The sequence below is a fragment of the Kitasatospora sp. MMS16-BH015 genome, from assembly GCF_002943525.1.
Classification (GTDB): Bacteria; Actinomycetota; Actinomycetes; order Streptomycetales; family Streptomycetaceae; genus Kitasatospora.
Window position 1 is genome coordinate 8811643 of the sequence record NZ_CP025394.1, and the last position, 13487, is coordinate 8825129.

Sequence of the window (13487 nt, forward strand, 5' to 3'; positions counted from 1 at the left end):
CCGGTGCACCCCGCCGAGTTCCAGCCCACCCACGTCGCCCCGCCCGACGGCCTCCCCACCTGGGCCGACCCCGGCGGCCTGCCCACCGCCCGGCTCGACCCGCTGCTGCCGCTGCGCCTCACCGAGACGGCCGGCGACTGGGCCCGGATCGTCTGCTCCAACGGCTGGACGGCCTGGGTGGACGGCCGGCTCCTGGTCGCCCTCCCGCAGCGCCCGCGCGGCACCGCCCAACCCCTCGGCACCCGCACCGACCCCCGCCCGCTGCTCGCCACCCTCCAGGAGGCCCTGACCACCTACCGCGCCCTGCTCGAAGAACTGGCCGAGGGCACCCTCGACCTCACCGGCTTCCGGGAGCGGGCCGGCGGGCTGCGGCTGGGCGTGGTGCTCGACGGCCCGTCCGCCTGGCTGCTCGACCTCGAACACGGCCGCTGGTACTACTCCGACGGCGCCCGGCTCAGCCCGTACGCGACGGTGGACCCGGGCGATTCCGACACCCCTGACGGGACCAGGGTCGGATGACGATCGCACCGGCCGACCTGAGCGGCCAGCAGCTCGCCTCCTACCGGCTGGGCCGGGTGCTCGGCCGGGGCGGGATGGCCGTGGTGTACGAGGCGGAGGACCTGCGACTCGGCCGGACGGTGGCCGTCAAGCTGCTCGCCCCCGAACTGGCCCGCAACGACGTCTTCCGCCGCCGGTTCGCTGGCGAGTCGCGGATCGCCGCCGCGATCGACCACCCGCACATCGTGCCGGTGTACGAGGCGGGGGAGGCGGAGGGGGTGCTCTACATCGCGATGCGGTACGTGCGCGGGCGCGACCTGCGGGCACTGATCGACACCCAGGGCGTGCTCTCGCTGACCCAGACCACCCGGATCACCGGCCAGTTGGCCTCCGCGCTGGACGCGGCGCACGCGCACGGCCTGGTGCACCGGGACGTGAAGCCGGGCAACGTGCTGGTCGCCGAGGGCACCGACTCCGACCACCCCGAGCACGTCTACCTCACCGACTTCGGTCTGACCAAGAAGTCCCTCTCGCTGACCGGCCTCACCACCGTCGGCCAGTTCGTCGGCACGGTCGACTACGTGGCCCCCGAGCAGATCTCCGGGCGGCCGGTGGACGGGCGGTGCGACGTGTACAGCCTGGCCTGCGTGGCCTACGAGGAGCTGACCGGCGGCCCGCCCTTCCGCCGCGACGACGACCTGGCGCTGCTCTGGGCCCACCTGCACGAGACCGCCCCACCCATCAGCTCGCAGCGGGCCGACCTGCCCTCCAGCCTGGACGCCGTCTTCGCCCGCGCCCTCTCGAAGGAGCCCGACGGCCGCTACGCCAGCTGCCTCGCCTTCGTAGCGGCCCTGCGCGTCGCCGCTCTCGGCGAGGCGATGCCCACCCCGACGCAGAAGGTCCCCCTCCTCCCCACCCGGACCCGCCCGGCCGTCCCACCCCCGATGCCGCCCGCCTGGGCCCTCCCGGTCTTCGGCATCGCACCGGACCGGCCGGAGCCGGAGGGGTGAACGGGCGCCGGCGCGGTGGCCCTGTTCGTACCGGACCTCCCGCCGCGAGCCGTCCATGATCGACGGATCAGCACTGACCGAGGGCGACTGGGTGGTGGATCAGGAGATCGCGCACGGCATCCGACCGGAACCGCTCCGGGGCCTGGTCGCCCACCGGGTCCGGGACGGCCTGATCGACCGGGTGGACTTCCTCGGCCGAGGGCTGCGGTCAGTGGGCTTCGGCGTGTGCCCCCGCGTTGAGCAGTTCCATGGGGTCAGCGTTCGCTGGTGCCCGTGATGCGGCCGCGGGCGAGGATCGGGGTGGTGAGGTTTTCGAGGAGGCGGCGGGGGCGGGTCTTGAGGAGGGTCTCGCGGTCGGGGGTGGTGAGGAGGGGGGTGGCCAGGGCGTAGAGGGCGAAGACGTAGCGGTGGGGGCCGTGGCCCTTGAGGGGTTCGGGGCCGTAGTAGCCGCGGCTGACGACGGAGCGGAGCAGGGTCACGCCCGGGGCGGGGGTGTTCTTGTTGAGGGCGCCCGGGAGGAGTTCCTGCGGGCTGGGCAGGTGGGCCTCGTGGACCAGGGCCAGGCAGTGGACGGCCGGGGTGGAGCCGAGGGGCACGTCGATGTCCTCGATCAGCAGGAGGAGCTCGGCCGTGCCGGCGGGCGGGGTGCTCCAGCCGAGGTGGGGGGAGAGGTTGCGGCCGCCGACGCGGGTGCCGGTGAAGCGGGGGTCGAGCGGGCCGTGGTCGGTGAAGTCCCGGCTGGTGACCGTGAGGGTCTCCGGACCGGCGAGGTTGGGCTGCTGCCAGGCGTGGGTCTGCTCGTCGGGGCGGCGGTTGCGCAGGAGGGTGCCGAGCACGGCCATGGGGAGTTCGCTTTCGGTCCGGGCGGCCGGGGGAGAACCGGTCAGGGAGTTCGGTGGGTGCGGCGGTCGAGGAAGCAATTATCGGCGACGCGGCTGTGCCAGGGGTGGCGCGGGGCGCCCGGTCAGGCCGGGGGGCCGGGCCGAGGTAGGTGCCGCCCGAGGCGTCGATGGCCTGGCCGGTTATCCAGCGGCCCTGCGGGGAGGCGAGGAAGGCGACGATGTCCGCCACGTCCTCCGGCTCGCCGATCCGGCCCAGGGCGGTGATGGCCGCCAGGCCGGCCAGGGCGGCCGGGGCGCTGGTCCAGGCGACGGTGAGGTCGGTGCGGATCACGCCCGGGTTGACGGTGTTGACGGTGATGCCGCGGCGGCCGAGTTCGTTGGCGAGCGGTACGGCGAGGCCGGCCAGGGCGGTCTTGCTGAGGGTGTAGGCGAGCTGGAGGGGGGAGCTGATCCGGGTGGCGGCGGAGGCGAGGTTGACGATCCGGCCGCCGTCGCGCAGGAGCGGCAGGGCTCGCTGGATCACGAAAGGCGTACCGCGTGCCACCTTGCGACCGGCGCCCGCGCCCGCACGCGCTTCGAGACTCCGGAGGAGGCCGTGGCCTTCGTGGTGGCTGCGCTGTCGGAGGGGGGCGGGCCGGCGCGGTGAGGGGTGGTCGGTCAGTGGTCGAGGCCGAGGCCGAGGACGGTGGCCCAGTGGTCCGTGACCAGGAGGAGGTGCTGGGACCAGAGGGGGTGCAGGTAGGGGCCGCTGATCTCGGCGCAGGTGCGGACCGGGCCGAGGTGGGACTCGACGAGGTCGGCGAGGGCGTCGGCGAGTTCGGCGGTGCGGCGGAGTTCGGCGGGGGTGCGGAGGGTGGGGTCGGCGTACCGGCGGGAGGGCTGGAGGATGCCGGTGGTCACCTGTTGGCGGAGGAGGTCGCGCCAGGTGCTCGGGGAGTCGAACGGGGTGATGGGGGTGCCCACTTGGTGGCCGAAGGGGCCCGCGTCGTAGACGGCCTGGGCGAGGGCGGGCAAGGGGGGCCGGTCGGCGGCGGGGACCACGTGGAAGAGGCCGATGGTGGTCACGTGGTTGCAGTCGTCGAGGAGTTCTTCGAGCGGTTCGGCGGCGGCTTCGACCGCTTGGGGTGCGTCGAGCGGGTTCACGGGGTCTCGGCCGCCTCGGCGGTCGTCCAGCCCTGGTCGAGGAGGGTGAAGATGCGGGCGAGGGCGGCGTCGGGGTCGGCGGAGGTGCGGGCGAGGGTAGGCGTCGAGAGCGCGAAGTGGGCCAGGGCCAGGCAGGCGGGGTCGTCGGTGGGGAGGCCGGCGTCCTCGGCGATGGTGGTGGCGAGGGCCTGTTCGTGGCGGAGCCACATCCGGCGGGCGTAGTCGCGCAGGGGCGGGGTGGTGTCGACCAGGCGGAGGAAGTCCGGGAAGCCCGGGTCGGTGTGGACCCGGCGGGAGTGCTCGCCGCGGAAGAGGCGGTGGAGCGCCTGCGGCACGGACTCGCCGTCGGGGCGGTGGCGGACGGCCGCGGTGAGGGCGGTCTCGCGGTCGAGGTCCTGGTCGAAGACCAAGGCCTCCTTGCCGTCGGGGAAGTGCTTGAAGAGCGTCGTCACGGAGACGTCGGCCGCGTCGGCGATCTCGCGGACGCCGACCTCCTCGTAGCCGCGCTCGGTGAAGAGGCGCAGGGCCGCGTCGGCGAGGGCCTGGCGGGTGGCTGCCTTCTTGCGCTCGCGGCGCCCCATCTCGGTCACTCGGTCACTCTATCGCGTAGCTGTATCGAGTAGAAAAGTGTATCCGTTGCATTTTTGTAGCGGTTGTACTTATGGTGAGGGGGTCGCGATCCACGCGGCGGAGTGAGGGAGTGGAAGGGAAGGCCGGAATGGCTGAGCAGAGCAGGCTGCGGATCTGCATCGTGGGTGCCGGCCCGGGTGGGCTGATGTGCGCCCGGGTCCTGCAGGGGTACGGGATCGAGGTCGAGGTGTACGACGCCGACGCGGGGGTGGATGCGCGGGACGCGGGCGGCACGCTCGACCTGCACGCCGACTCCGGGCAGCTCGCCCTCGCGGACGCCGGGCTGCTGGACGCGTTCCTGGCGGTGGCGCGGCCGGAGGGGCAGGCGAAGACCCGGCGCGACCACCTGGGTGCGGTGCTGGCCGAGTACGTGCCGGCCGCCGGGGACGAGGCGGCGCCCGAGATCGACCGGGGGCGGCTGCGGCGGCTGCTGTTCGAGCACCTGCGGCCCGGCACCGTCCGCTGGGGAAGCCGGCTGGTCGGGGTGGTGCCGCTCGGTGGGGGCGGGCACCGGCTGGAGTTCGCGGACGGGGAGACGGTGGAGGCCGATCTGGTGATCGGGGCGGACGGGGCCTGGTCGAAGGTGCGGCCGCTGGTCAGTGCGGCCGCGCTGGAGCACCTGGGGGTCTGCTTCCTGGACGCCCGGTACGAGGAGGTGGACACCCGGCACCCCGAGCTCGCCGCGATGGTGGGCGCAGGGCACCTGTTCGCCAACGACGGCGACGGCCGGGCGGTCATCCTCCAGCGCAACGCGGACGGGGTGGTCCGGGGCTACCTCGCCTTCCGCGCCGAGCCGGACTGGCAGCTCGGGGCGGGGGTGGACCTGGCGGACCGGGAGAGCGTCCGGGCCTTCCTGGCAAGGGAGTTCGGTCACTGGTCGGCGGCGCTGCGGGAGGCGGCGCTGCGCAACGACGGCGCGTACGTGCCGAGGTCCTTCCAGGCGCTGCCGGCGCCGCTCACCTGGGCGCACGTGCCCGGGGTCACCCTGATCGGCGATGCGGCCCACCTGATGGCGCCGTTCGGCGGGCACGGTGCCAACCTCGCGCTGCTGGACGGCGCCGAGCTCGCGCACGCCGTCGCCCGGGCGGCGGGCCCCGGTGCGGCGGGTGGGCTGGCTGAGGAGGTGGCCAGGTACGAGCGCGAAATGTTCGCCCGGTCAGGGGAGTTGGCGGTGCGGTCGAACGAGGCGCTGGTGCGGTTCTTCGCGACCTCCGACGCCCCTGACCTGCCGCCGGACCACGAGCAGGAGCACCGGGAGTACCTGGCCCGGGCGGAGGCGTACTTGCGTGATCGGGAGCTGAAGGGAAGCCAGATAGTGAGGAGTTGACGATCAGTCAAGAGAGGCGTTCGAGGCGTTCGAGCAGGGTGTGGAAGGCCGTCGGCGGCACCCGGATGTCGCCGGAGAACGCGTGGTCCATCTCGCTGACCGCGAAGAGCAGGCCGGTGAGCATGGTGGCCAGCAGCAGGACGAGGACGGTCGAGCGGGCGGTGAAGGCGGTGCTCCAGACGGCAGGGAGCAGCAGCATCAGGGCGGCGCCCGTGACCAGGCCGATCCAGAGCACGGGCGGCAGCCCGGCCTGTGCTTCGTCGCCACGGGCGCGCCGGGCGTCGCCGGCCTTCTCCAGCTGGGTGAGCATGCGCTGCTGGAAGGAGGCGGTGCGGTCGTCGTTGCGGGGGAGCTGGGCGGCGTAGCGGCGCAGGTCGTCCCAGGTGTCGCGGGTGCCGGGGTCGATCGTCCGGCGGTCGAGCATGACCGGCCACTCCTGGTCGATGACCTTGTGGGTGTAGGCGAGCAGGCGTTGGCGGACGCCGTCGCGCTGGTCGGTGGGCAGTTGCAGGGCCGACCAGTTCACCTCGGTCAGGGCGGCGGCCTCGGCGTTGGCCGTCCGGGCGCCTTCGCCGTACTCCTGCCAGACGGCGACCACGACGAAGGCGAGGGTGAAGGCGAAGACCATCCGGAGCAGGGTGGTGACGTGGTCGAAGGTCTGGCGCTGCTCGTTCGGGGCGATCCAGGGGAGGCCGATCCGCGAACCCGCCCAGAGCACCGCGAGTGTCCCGAACAGGACCGGGAACAGGACCTCCAGGAAGTGCAGGAGCATCGGGGCTCGCCTCTCGTCGCCGCAGAATCGTTTCAGTCTGGGGCGAGCGGGCGAGGCGCCCCCGGTCGCCGACGCGCCGGGGCCGGGAAGACCACCCGATCGGTCGGGCCGGTCGGTCAGGCGGCGGCGGTCAGCACGTCCACGCCCTGGGCGGCGAGGCCGCGGAGCACGGGGTGGGCCGGGTCGGCGTCGGTGATCAGGCCGCTCAGCTCCGCCCAGGGCAGGGCCAGTGCGGTGGTGCCGCCGTCCAGGATCCGGGTGGGCCGGGAGCACGGGACGGACTCGGGCGGAGGGGCCTCGAGTGGCCGTCAGGTGGTCCCGGCCCCCTGGGGGTGGGTGGCTACGGGAGGCGCGGGGTGCGGGGCGGCTCCGTGCGGCGGGTGCCGGTGGCCTCGAAGGCGGCGGCGAGGGTGAGGAGGGCGTTGTCGGTGTAGGCGCGGCCGGCGAAGGTGAGGCCGACCGGCATGGCGGTGTCGGTCATGGTGCCCATCGGGACGGTCACGGTCGGTATGCCGAGGTGGCGCGGGACGAGGTTGCCGTTGGCGACCCAGACGCCGTTGCGCCAGCCGAGGTCGGCGGAGGGCTCGGAGACGTCCATGTCGGCCGGGCCGAGGTCGGCGACGGCGGGGAAGACCACGGCGTCCAGGCCGAGCTCGTCCATCCAGAGCTCGAGGTCGACCCGGCGGGTCTCCTCCAAGCCGCGCAGGCCCTGCTCCAGGTGCGGCAGCTCGGTGAAGGAGGCGTGCGGGTGCTCGCGGACCAGGCGCGGGTAGTCGCCGATGGTGTCGTCGAACCCGGCGTAGCGGTCGGGGAGTTCGCCCTGGTGCTTGGGCCAGATGCGGTCGGCGTCGACCTCGGCCAGGGTGGGCAGGGCCGGGTCGCCGTTGGCACGGAGGAAGTCGTCCCAGGCCCAGGCCGAGAGGTCCTCGATCTCGACCTTGAGGAAGTCGCGGGTCACCAGGCCGCGGGTGAAGAGCGAGGGCGCGCCGGGGCGGTCGGCCTCGTAGTTGGTGACCACCGGGAAGTCGACCTCGACCACCTCGGCGCCGGCCTCCTCCAGGTCGCGGCGGGCCGCCTCCCAGAGTGCGATCACCGAGGCGCGGGTCTCGATCGGCTGGCCGGTCTGGCCGCCGATGCCGCCCTCGGGGTTGGTGCCCGCCTCGGGGTCGGCGTTGATGTACATCCGGGGCACGCCGATCCGCTTGCCGGCCAGTGCGGCCCGGGCCGCCGCCGCGTCGGCGGGGGCCAGCGCGGGGTAGGAGGCGGGGCGCACCGCGGACGCGGCGGGCAGGGTGATCCAGGGCTGGGCGCGCCAGAGGTCGCCGCGGGTCTGCGGGTCGTCGGCCACCACCACGTCGAGCAGTTCGAACAGGTCGGCCATGGTGCGGGTGTGCGGCACGACCACGTCCATGGTCGGCACCAGCGGCCAGTTGCCGCGCACCGAGATCACGCCGCGGCTGGGGGTGTAGGCGCAGAGCGCGTTGTAGGAGGCGGGCGCCCGGCCGGAGGACCAGGTCTCCTCGCCCAGGCCGAAGGCGCCGAAGGAGGCGGCGGTGGCGGTGCCCGAGCCGTTGGAGGAGCCGGATCCGTAGGCGCTGGTGAGCCAATCGGCGCTGTACGGGCTCTCGGCCCGGCCGTAGACCCCGCGCTGCATCCCGCCGTTGGCCATCGGCGGCATGTTGGTCAGGCCGATCAGCACGGCCCCGCCCGCGCGCAGCCGCTCGATGGCGAAGGCGTCCCGCTGGGCCACCAGGTGCTCGAAGGCGGGCGAACCGGCGGCGGCCGTCAGCCCCTTGGCCAGGTAGCTGTCCTTGGCGGTGTACGGGATGCCGTCCAGCGGGCCGAGCGTCTCGCCGCGCGCGCGGCGGGCGTCGGAGGCCTCGGCCTCGGCCCGGGCCTCGGGGTTGAGCACCACCAGCGCGTTGAGCGCGGTGGCGGTGCCGGGGCGGTCGTACGCCTCGATCCGCGCGAGGTAGGCGTCGAGCAGGCCGACGGCCGTGGTCTCGCCCTTCTCGAGTGCCGCGCGAAGGTCGGCGATACAGGTCTCCACAACGTCGAATCCGCGCGTCATGCGGGTGTCTCCTGGGTGTCGGTCAGATATTGACTAGATTTTCAGTCTAGACTACGGATCTAGACCTTGAGCAGACGGGTGAGCCGATGTCGACGCCAGCGGACCGGAGAGCCAATCGGACAGCCGACCGGACAGCGGATCGGAAGCGCCAGCCGAGCGGCGACGAGGCGCGGGGGCGGGCGATGCGGGCCGCGATCAGCGCCATCGCGGAGAAGGGCACCGCCGCCGTGCGGATGTCGGACATCGCGGAGCGGGCCGGGATGAGCACCGGGCACATCCTCTACCACTTCGGGAAGAAGGACCGGCTGCTGCTCGAGGTCCTCGCCTGGAGCGAGGCGGACCTCGGCGCGCGGTACCAGCGGGAGGCGGAGCGGGCCGCCTCGCCCGCCGAGCGGCTGGGGGTGTTCGTCCGCTGCTACCTGCCGCGCGGGCAGGGCGACGAGCGGTACGCGCTCTGGACGCAGGTGCTGGCCCAGCAGCACGACGAGGCCGGTCGGCGGCTCCTCACCGCGCTGTCCGACGGGTGGGAGGAGCGGCTGGCGGACGTGGTGCGGGAGGGCCGGGCGCTCGGGCAGTTCGCGGAGGTGGAGCTGCCCGAGTTCGTGATCCGGGCGGTCGCCATGCTGAACGGGCTGTCCGGGGACGTGATGTTCGGACGCTCCCGCTGGCAGGAGGCCTCGGCCTACGAGTTCGCGCTGGCCGCGCTGGAGCGGGAGCTGCTGCCGCAGCGGTAGAGCTGGTCGCGGTCGGCGGCCCCGCCCGGTCGGCCGTAGGCGGACGGGGGCACCTCGGTGCAGCTCCGGCGGACCCAGTCGGTGATGGCCGTGGTCGGGGCGGTGGCTGAGGTGCGGCCGCCGGTGGCGACCAGGACGTAGTGGAGCTGACCGCTGGTCACCAGGGACTGGAACCGGGAGAGGGTCGGGTTCGGCACCTGGCCGGTGAAGCCGCCCATCGGCAGCACCTCCTTGCCGGTGGCCAGGATGTAGGGCGAGGAGGCGGTCCAGTTCGGCGTGGCGAAGAGGTAGCGGGCGCCGTCGGCGTGGGCCTCGGTGTAGTCGAGGACGGCTTGCTGGGCCTCGGTCAGCTTGGCGCCGCCCTCGGCGAAGGCGCCGGGCGGGCCCTGCTGGGGCGCGTTCCGGCCGGAGCCGTGTTGACCGCGGGTGCCGCCGAAGGCGTGGGCGGCCTGGGGGCCGACGGTGCCCATGCCGGAGTTGCCGTAGGCCGGGTCGAGCACGGAGGCGGCCCAGGCCGCCGGGGCGAGCAGCATCGCCGCCAGGCCGGTGAGCAGCCCGAGGGCGGGCAGGCGGCGGCCGGCGAGGCGGGGCGTGCGGCCGAGCAGGAGCAGGGCCGGGGCGAGGACGCCCAGCAGGAGGGTGGCCGGGGCCAGCCAGGGGAGGAAGGCCGGGAAGAGGTGGGTCAGGTACGCGGCCCAGACCGCCGTGCCGGTGACGGCGACCGGCAGGGCCCAGGCGCGGGCGCCGCCGGTGCGGAAGCCGCGCCAGAGCAGCACGGTGCCGCCGCCGAAGAGCGCGGCCAACGGGGTGGCGATCACGCCCATGTAGTAGCTGTGGCCGCCCACGCTGCCGGCGCTGAAGACCAGGAAGAACACCGCCAGCCAGCTGCCCCAGAGCAGGAAGCCCGCGCGGAGGTGGTCGGTGCGGGGCTCCCGACGGCGCCAGAGGAGGGCGCAGAGGACGGAGACCGCGGCGATCGGGTAGAGCCAGCCGGTCTGCGAGGCGAACTGCGAGCCGAACATCTTGGTCCAGCCCCCGTCGCCGCCGCCCTGCCCGCCGTGGCCGGCCCGGGCCGCACCCGGCTGGGCTGTACCTGACTGGGCGGAACCTGACGGGGTGCTGCCGGCCGGGGTGGTCGCGGGCTGCGCCGCGCCGGTGCCGGCCCGGGTGCGGTCGGACTGGCCCGTACCGGTGCGGTCGGTCTGGTCGGTGCCGGACCGTGCCGTGCCGGCCTGCCCCGGCGGGGTGCCGGCTGCGCCGTGGCTCCACATGGAGCCCATCGGGCCGCCGCGGCCGGAGGTGACGCTGCCGGTCTCCTCGGCGGTCAGGCCGACCGAGGTGAAGCGGTTCAGGAAGTTGTAGCCGACCACCATGCTGTAGGCCGAGTTGTCGGTGGTGCCGTCGATGTACGGGCGGTCGGCGGCGGGGACGAGGGTGGCCATCAGCACCCAGGAGGCCGAGACCGCGACCGTGACCAGGCCGGCCAGGCCGAGGTGGGTGAGGCGGCGGCGCAGCGGGGCAGGGGCCGAGACCAGGTGGACCAGGCCGAGGGCGGGCAGTACGGCCCAGGATTCGAGCATCTTGGCCTGGAAGGCCAGGCCGACCCAGACCGCGGCCAGCAGCAGGCTGCGGAGGCGGGCCTGCTGGGCGGCGCGCTGGGTGGCGTCGGCCGCGAGCAGCAGCAGGAGGGTGAAGAGCGGGTCCTCGACGGCGGTGCGGAAGAGCCCGGCCAGGGCCGGGGTCAGGGCGAAGGCCGCCGCCGCGAGCAGGGCCGCGTCGGCACCCGCCCAGCGGCGGACCACCCGGTAGAGCACCAGGACGCAGAGCACGCCCTCGACCGCCTGCGGCAGGGTCAGCGCCCAGGGGTGGAAGCCGAACAGCCGGGCCGAGAGGGCCTGCGGCCAGAGGAAGCCCGGCAGCTTGTCCAGGGTGATGGTGCCGGCCGGGTCGTAGGAGCCGAAGGCGAAGGCCTTCCAACTCTCCGTCATGCTGCGCACGGCGTCCGCGTAGAACGTGTGGTACGAACTCCTGCTGATTCCCCAGAAGTACAGCAGCCCCGCGAGCAGCGTGAGGGCGAGCAGCGCGGGCCGGGCGTAGCGCGGCTGGTCCGTGGGCGAACGCCACGGGGCCCGGCGGAGCGGCCGGGCCCGGAACGCCAGCTCGGGAGCGGCGGGCAGCACACTGGTAGTCATGCGATGCATCCTGTGCGTGGTCGATGAGAGAAACCTGACGGACCGCGCGTTTCGGCGAATTCCTGACCGGAAGGGGAGGAAGATTTTGCCCGCCGGGCCCAGCCCGTTCGGACGGTCCCCGGCTGCGCCGGCACCCTCCTGACGCCGTAACAGGAGGCCGCCCGGCTCGCGGGCCGGGGGCTGCGGTGTGAGGCTTCGTCCATGACGACCGTGGTTGACCAGCCGCCGGCCCCCGCTCCGCCCGTGCTGGACGTGCGGCAGCGGAACATCGTGTTCGGCACCATCGTGCTCGGGATGCTGCTCGCCGCGCTGGACCAGACGATCGTCGGGACGGCCCTGCCGACGATCGTCTCGGACCTCGGCGGGGCCGCCCACATGTCCTGGGTGGTCACCTCCTACCTGCTGGCCGAGACCGTGGCCACCGTGCTGGTGGGCAAGTTCGGCGACCTGTTCGGCCGCAAGCTGGTCTTCCAGGTCTCGGCGATCGTCTTCATCACCGGCTCCTTCTTCTGCGGCCTGGCCACGAACATGACGCTGCTGATCGCCTGGCGCGCCCTGCAGGGCGCCGGGGCCGGCGGGCTGATGGTCACCTCGATGGCGCTGATCGCCGACGTCATCCCGCTGCGCGAACGCGGCAAGTACCAGGGCGCGATCGGCGCGGTCTTCGGGGTGGCCACCGTGATCGGGCCGCTGCTCGGCGGGCTCTTCACCGACCACCTCTCCTGGCGCTGGGCGTTCTACGTGAACGTGCCGATCGCGATCGTGGTGGTGGCCGTGGCGGCCCGGACCATCCCGGCCGTGCGGTCGGCGGCGCGGCCGGTGGTCGACTACCTCGGCATCGCCTTCGTCGCGGTCGGGGCGAGCGCGCTGATCCTGGCCACCAGCTGGGGCGGCAACGAGTACGCCTGGGGGTCGGCGACGATCATCGGGCTGTTCGCGGGCGGGGTGGTGGCCCTCGGGCTGTTCTGCTGGGCGGAGAGCCGGGCCGCCGAGCCGACGCTGCCGCTGCGGCTGTTCCGCAACCCGGTCTTCACCGTCTGCTCGGTGCTGAGCTTCATCGTGGGCTTCGCGATGCTCGGCGCGATGACCTTCCTGCCGACCTTCCTCCAGTACGTGGACGGGGTCAACGCGACCGAGTCAGGCCTGCGGATGCTGCCGATGGTGGCCGGGCTGTTCATCGCCTCGATCGCCAGCGGCAACGTGGTCAGCAAGACCGGCCAGTACCGGATCTTCCCGATCGCCGGGTCGCTGGTGATGGCGCTGGGCCTGTGGCTGCTCTCGCTGATGAAGCCCGGCACGGGCGTCTGGCTGGGCTCGCTGTACATGTTCGTGCTCGGGCTCGGCATCGGGCTCTGCATGCAGGTGCTCACCATCGCGGTGCAGAACACCGTGGACTACGCCGACCTCGGCACCGCGACCTCCGGGGTCACCTTCTTCCGCACCCTGGGCAGTTCCTTCGGCACGGCGGTCTTCGGCACCATCTACGCCAACACGCTCAAGCCGAACCTGACTGACGGGGTGGCCGCCGCCGCCCGGCTGACCGGGGCCGATCCGGCGGTGCTGGCCCGGGCCGCGCAGAGCCCGCAGGGCCTGCACGAGCTGCCGGCGGCGCAGGCCGGGCCGATCATCTCGGCCTACTCGGACTCGCTGCACACCGTCTTCCTCTGGACGGTGCCGGTGGCGCTGCTGGGCTTCGTGGTCTCGCTCTTCCTCAAGCAGGTCAAGCTGCGGGACACCGCCCGCTCGGCCTCGACCGACCTGGGCGAGGGCTTCGCGCAGCCGACCGGGGCGGATTCGGGGCGGCAGCTGGAGGCGGCGGTCGGGCGGATCGTCCGGCGCTTCGACCTGGACACCGCACGGGAGTTGGTCCGCACCTCCGGCACCGAGCTGGACCTGGCCGGCGCCTGGGCGCTGATGGAGGTGGAGGGCCTGACCCGCACCGTGGGCCACGCCCGGCTGGGGCTGATCGCGGCCCGCAAGCGGGTGCCGCCCGAGGTGCTGGCCCCGGTCTTCGACCGGGTGGCCGAGGAGGGCTACCTGACCCGCCACCGGGACTTCCTCGACCACACGCCGGCCGGTGCCGAGCAGGTCCGGCTGCTCAACCGCGCCTGGTCCGACTGGCTGAGCGCCCAGGTCACCGAGGACCTGGGCCGCCCGGGCGGCCCGGAGCTCCGGGCCGCCGTGGACACGATCGCCAAGCGGCTGCTGGCGGAGGACCTGGCGAACGGCCTGCCCCAGGGCCGGGAGCCGGTGGCCGTGGCCTGAGGG

11 protein-coding genes and 1 pseudogene are annotated in these 13487 nt (G+C 73.8%); 5 read left to right on the plus strand and 7 right to left on the minus strand.

Annotated features, from left to right (window positions below):
• Positions 1-3: 3 nt before the first annotated feature.
• Together CFP65_RS37910 and CFP65_RS37915 are read left to right on the plus strand one after the other, a co-directional pair.
• Positions 4-519: a hypothetical protein gene (locus CFP65_RS37910; RefSeq protein ID WP_104820419.1), complete on the plus strand. Its 516-nt coding sequence runs from the start codon at positions 4-6 to the stop codon at positions 517-519.
• Positions 516-1508 (plus strand): serine/threonine-protein kinase, encoded by a 993-nt coding sequence (locus tag CFP65_RS37915; RefSeq protein WP_104820420.1) that lies wholly within the window; start codon positions 516-518, stop codon positions 1506-1508. Before CFP65_RS37910 ends, CFP65_RS37915 begins: the two co-directional genes overlap by 4 nt.
• Before the next feature lie 254 nt (positions 1509-1762).
• On the opposite strand, the gene CFP65_RS37925 is transcribed toward CFP65_RS37915, so the two are convergent.
• The 4 genes and pseudogenes from CFP65_RS37925 to CFP65_RS37940 form a co-directional block, all read right to left on the minus strand.
• Positions 1763-2350: a YbhB/YbcL family Raf kinase inhibitor-like protein gene (locus CFP65_RS37925; protein ID WP_104820422.1), complete on the minus strand. Its 588-nt coding sequence runs from the start codon at positions 2348-2350 to the stop codon at positions 1763-1765.
• A 163-nt stretch (positions 2351-2513) separates the two neighbouring features.
• A pseudogene (locus tag CFP65_RS41695) lies at positions 2514-2894 on the minus strand (SDR family NAD(P)-dependent oxidoreductase); the annotation flags it as partial.
• A 113-nt stretch (positions 2895-3007) separates the two neighbouring features.
• Positions 3008-3493, minus strand: a complete 486-nt coding sequence (locus CFP65_RS37935; RefSeq protein WP_104820423.1) for a hypothetical protein — start codon at positions 3491-3493, stop codon at positions 3008-3010.
• Positions 3490-4074 (minus strand): TetR/AcrR family transcriptional regulator, encoded by a 585-nt coding sequence (locus CFP65_RS37940; protein ID WP_174805685.1) that lies wholly within the window; start codon positions 4072-4074, stop codon positions 3490-3492. The genes CFP65_RS37935 and CFP65_RS37940 overlap by 4 nt, the downstream gene beginning before the upstream one ends.
• 137 nt (positions 4075-4211) lie before the next feature.
• On the opposite strand from CFP65_RS37940, the gene CFP65_RS37945 reads away from it, so the two are divergent.
• Positions 4212-5450, plus strand: coding sequence for an NAD(P)/FAD-dependent oxidoreductase (locus CFP65_RS37945; RefSeq protein WP_104820425.1), 1239 nt, complete (start codon positions 4212-4214; stop codon positions 5448-5450).
• 7 nt (positions 5451-5457) lie between these two features.
• On the opposite strand, the gene CFP65_RS37950 is transcribed toward CFP65_RS37945, so the two are convergent.
• Both CFP65_RS37950 and CFP65_RS37955 read right to left on the minus strand, forming a co-directional pair.
• Complete coding sequence (locus tag CFP65_RS37950) at positions 5458-6222, minus strand: DUF4239 domain-containing protein (protein WP_104820426.1); 765 nt, start codon at positions 6220-6222, stop codon at positions 5458-5460.
• Between the two features lie 340 nt (positions 6223-6562).
• Positions 6563-8293 carry an amidase gene (locus tag CFP65_RS37955; protein ID WP_104820427.1) on the minus strand — a complete coding sequence of 577 codons (1731 nt, stop codon included), beginning with the start codon at positions 8291-8293 and terminating at the stop codon, positions 6563-6565.
• 182 nt (positions 8294-8475) lie between these two features.
• On the opposite strand from CFP65_RS37955, the gene CFP65_RS37960 reads away from it, so the two are divergent.
• Positions 8476-9027, plus strand: coding sequence for a TetR/AcrR family transcriptional regulator (locus tag CFP65_RS37960; RefSeq protein ID WP_254552783.1), 552 nt, complete (start codon positions 8476-8478; stop codon positions 9025-9027).
• Here CFP65_RS37960 and CFP65_RS37965 read toward each other — a convergent pair.
• Entirely contained in the window at positions 8976-11219 is a 2244-nt protein-coding gene (locus CFP65_RS37965) for a glycosyltransferase family 39 protein (RefSeq protein ID WP_104820429.1), read from the minus strand. The two genes, CFP65_RS37960 and CFP65_RS37965, sit on opposite strands and share 52 nt — an antisense overlap.
• Positions 11220-11420: 201 nt before the next feature.
• On the opposite strand from CFP65_RS37965, the gene CFP65_RS37970 reads away from it, so the two are divergent.
• On the plus strand, positions 11421-13484 hold the full coding sequence (locus CFP65_RS37970; RefSeq protein WP_104820430.1) for an MDR family MFS transporter: 2064 nt from the start codon (positions 11421-11423) through the stop codon (positions 13482-13484).
• Positions 13485-13487 lie beyond the last annotated feature (3 nt).

What these genes read in the sequence shown, in the direction of transcription:
- CFP65_RS37915 (WP_104820420.1), top strand. Translation starts at nt 516, where the DNA reads ATGACGATCGCACCGGCCGACCTGAGCGGCCAGCAGCTCGCCTCCTAC.
- CFP65_RS37925 (WP_104820422.1), bottom strand. Translation starts at nt 2,350, where the DNA reads ATGGCCGTGCTCGGCACCCTCCTGCGCAACCGCCGCCCCGACGAGCAG.
- CFP65_RS37940 (WP_174805685.1), bottom strand. Translation starts at nt 4,074, where the DNA reads ATGGGGCGCCGCGAGCGCAAGAAGGCAGCCACCCGCCAGGCCCTCGCC.
- CFP65_RS37945 (WP_104820425.1), top strand. Translation starts at nt 4,212, where the DNA reads ATGGCTGAGCAGAGCAGGCTGCGGATCTGCATCGTGGGTGCCGGCCCG.
- CFP65_RS37950 (WP_104820426.1), bottom strand. Translation starts at nt 6,222, where the DNA reads ATGCTCCTGCACTTCCTGGAGGTCCTGTTCCCGGTCCTGTTCGGGACA.
- CFP65_RS37955 (WP_104820427.1), bottom strand. Translation starts at nt 8,293, where the DNA reads ATGACGCGCGGATTCGACGTTGTGGAGACCTGTATCGCCGACCTTCGC.
- CFP65_RS37960 (WP_254552783.1), top strand. Translation starts at nt 8,476, where the DNA reads ATGCGGGCCGCGATCAGCGCCATCGCGGAGAAGGGCACCGCCGCCGTG.
- CFP65_RS37965 (WP_104820429.1), bottom strand. Translation starts at nt 11,219, where the DNA reads ATGACTACCAGTGTGCTGCCCGCCGCTCCCGAGCTGGCGTTCCGGGCC.
- CFP65_RS37970 (WP_104820430.1), top strand. Translation starts at nt 11,421, where the DNA reads ATGACGACCGTGGTTGACCAGCCGCCGGCCCCCGCTCCGCCCGTGCTG.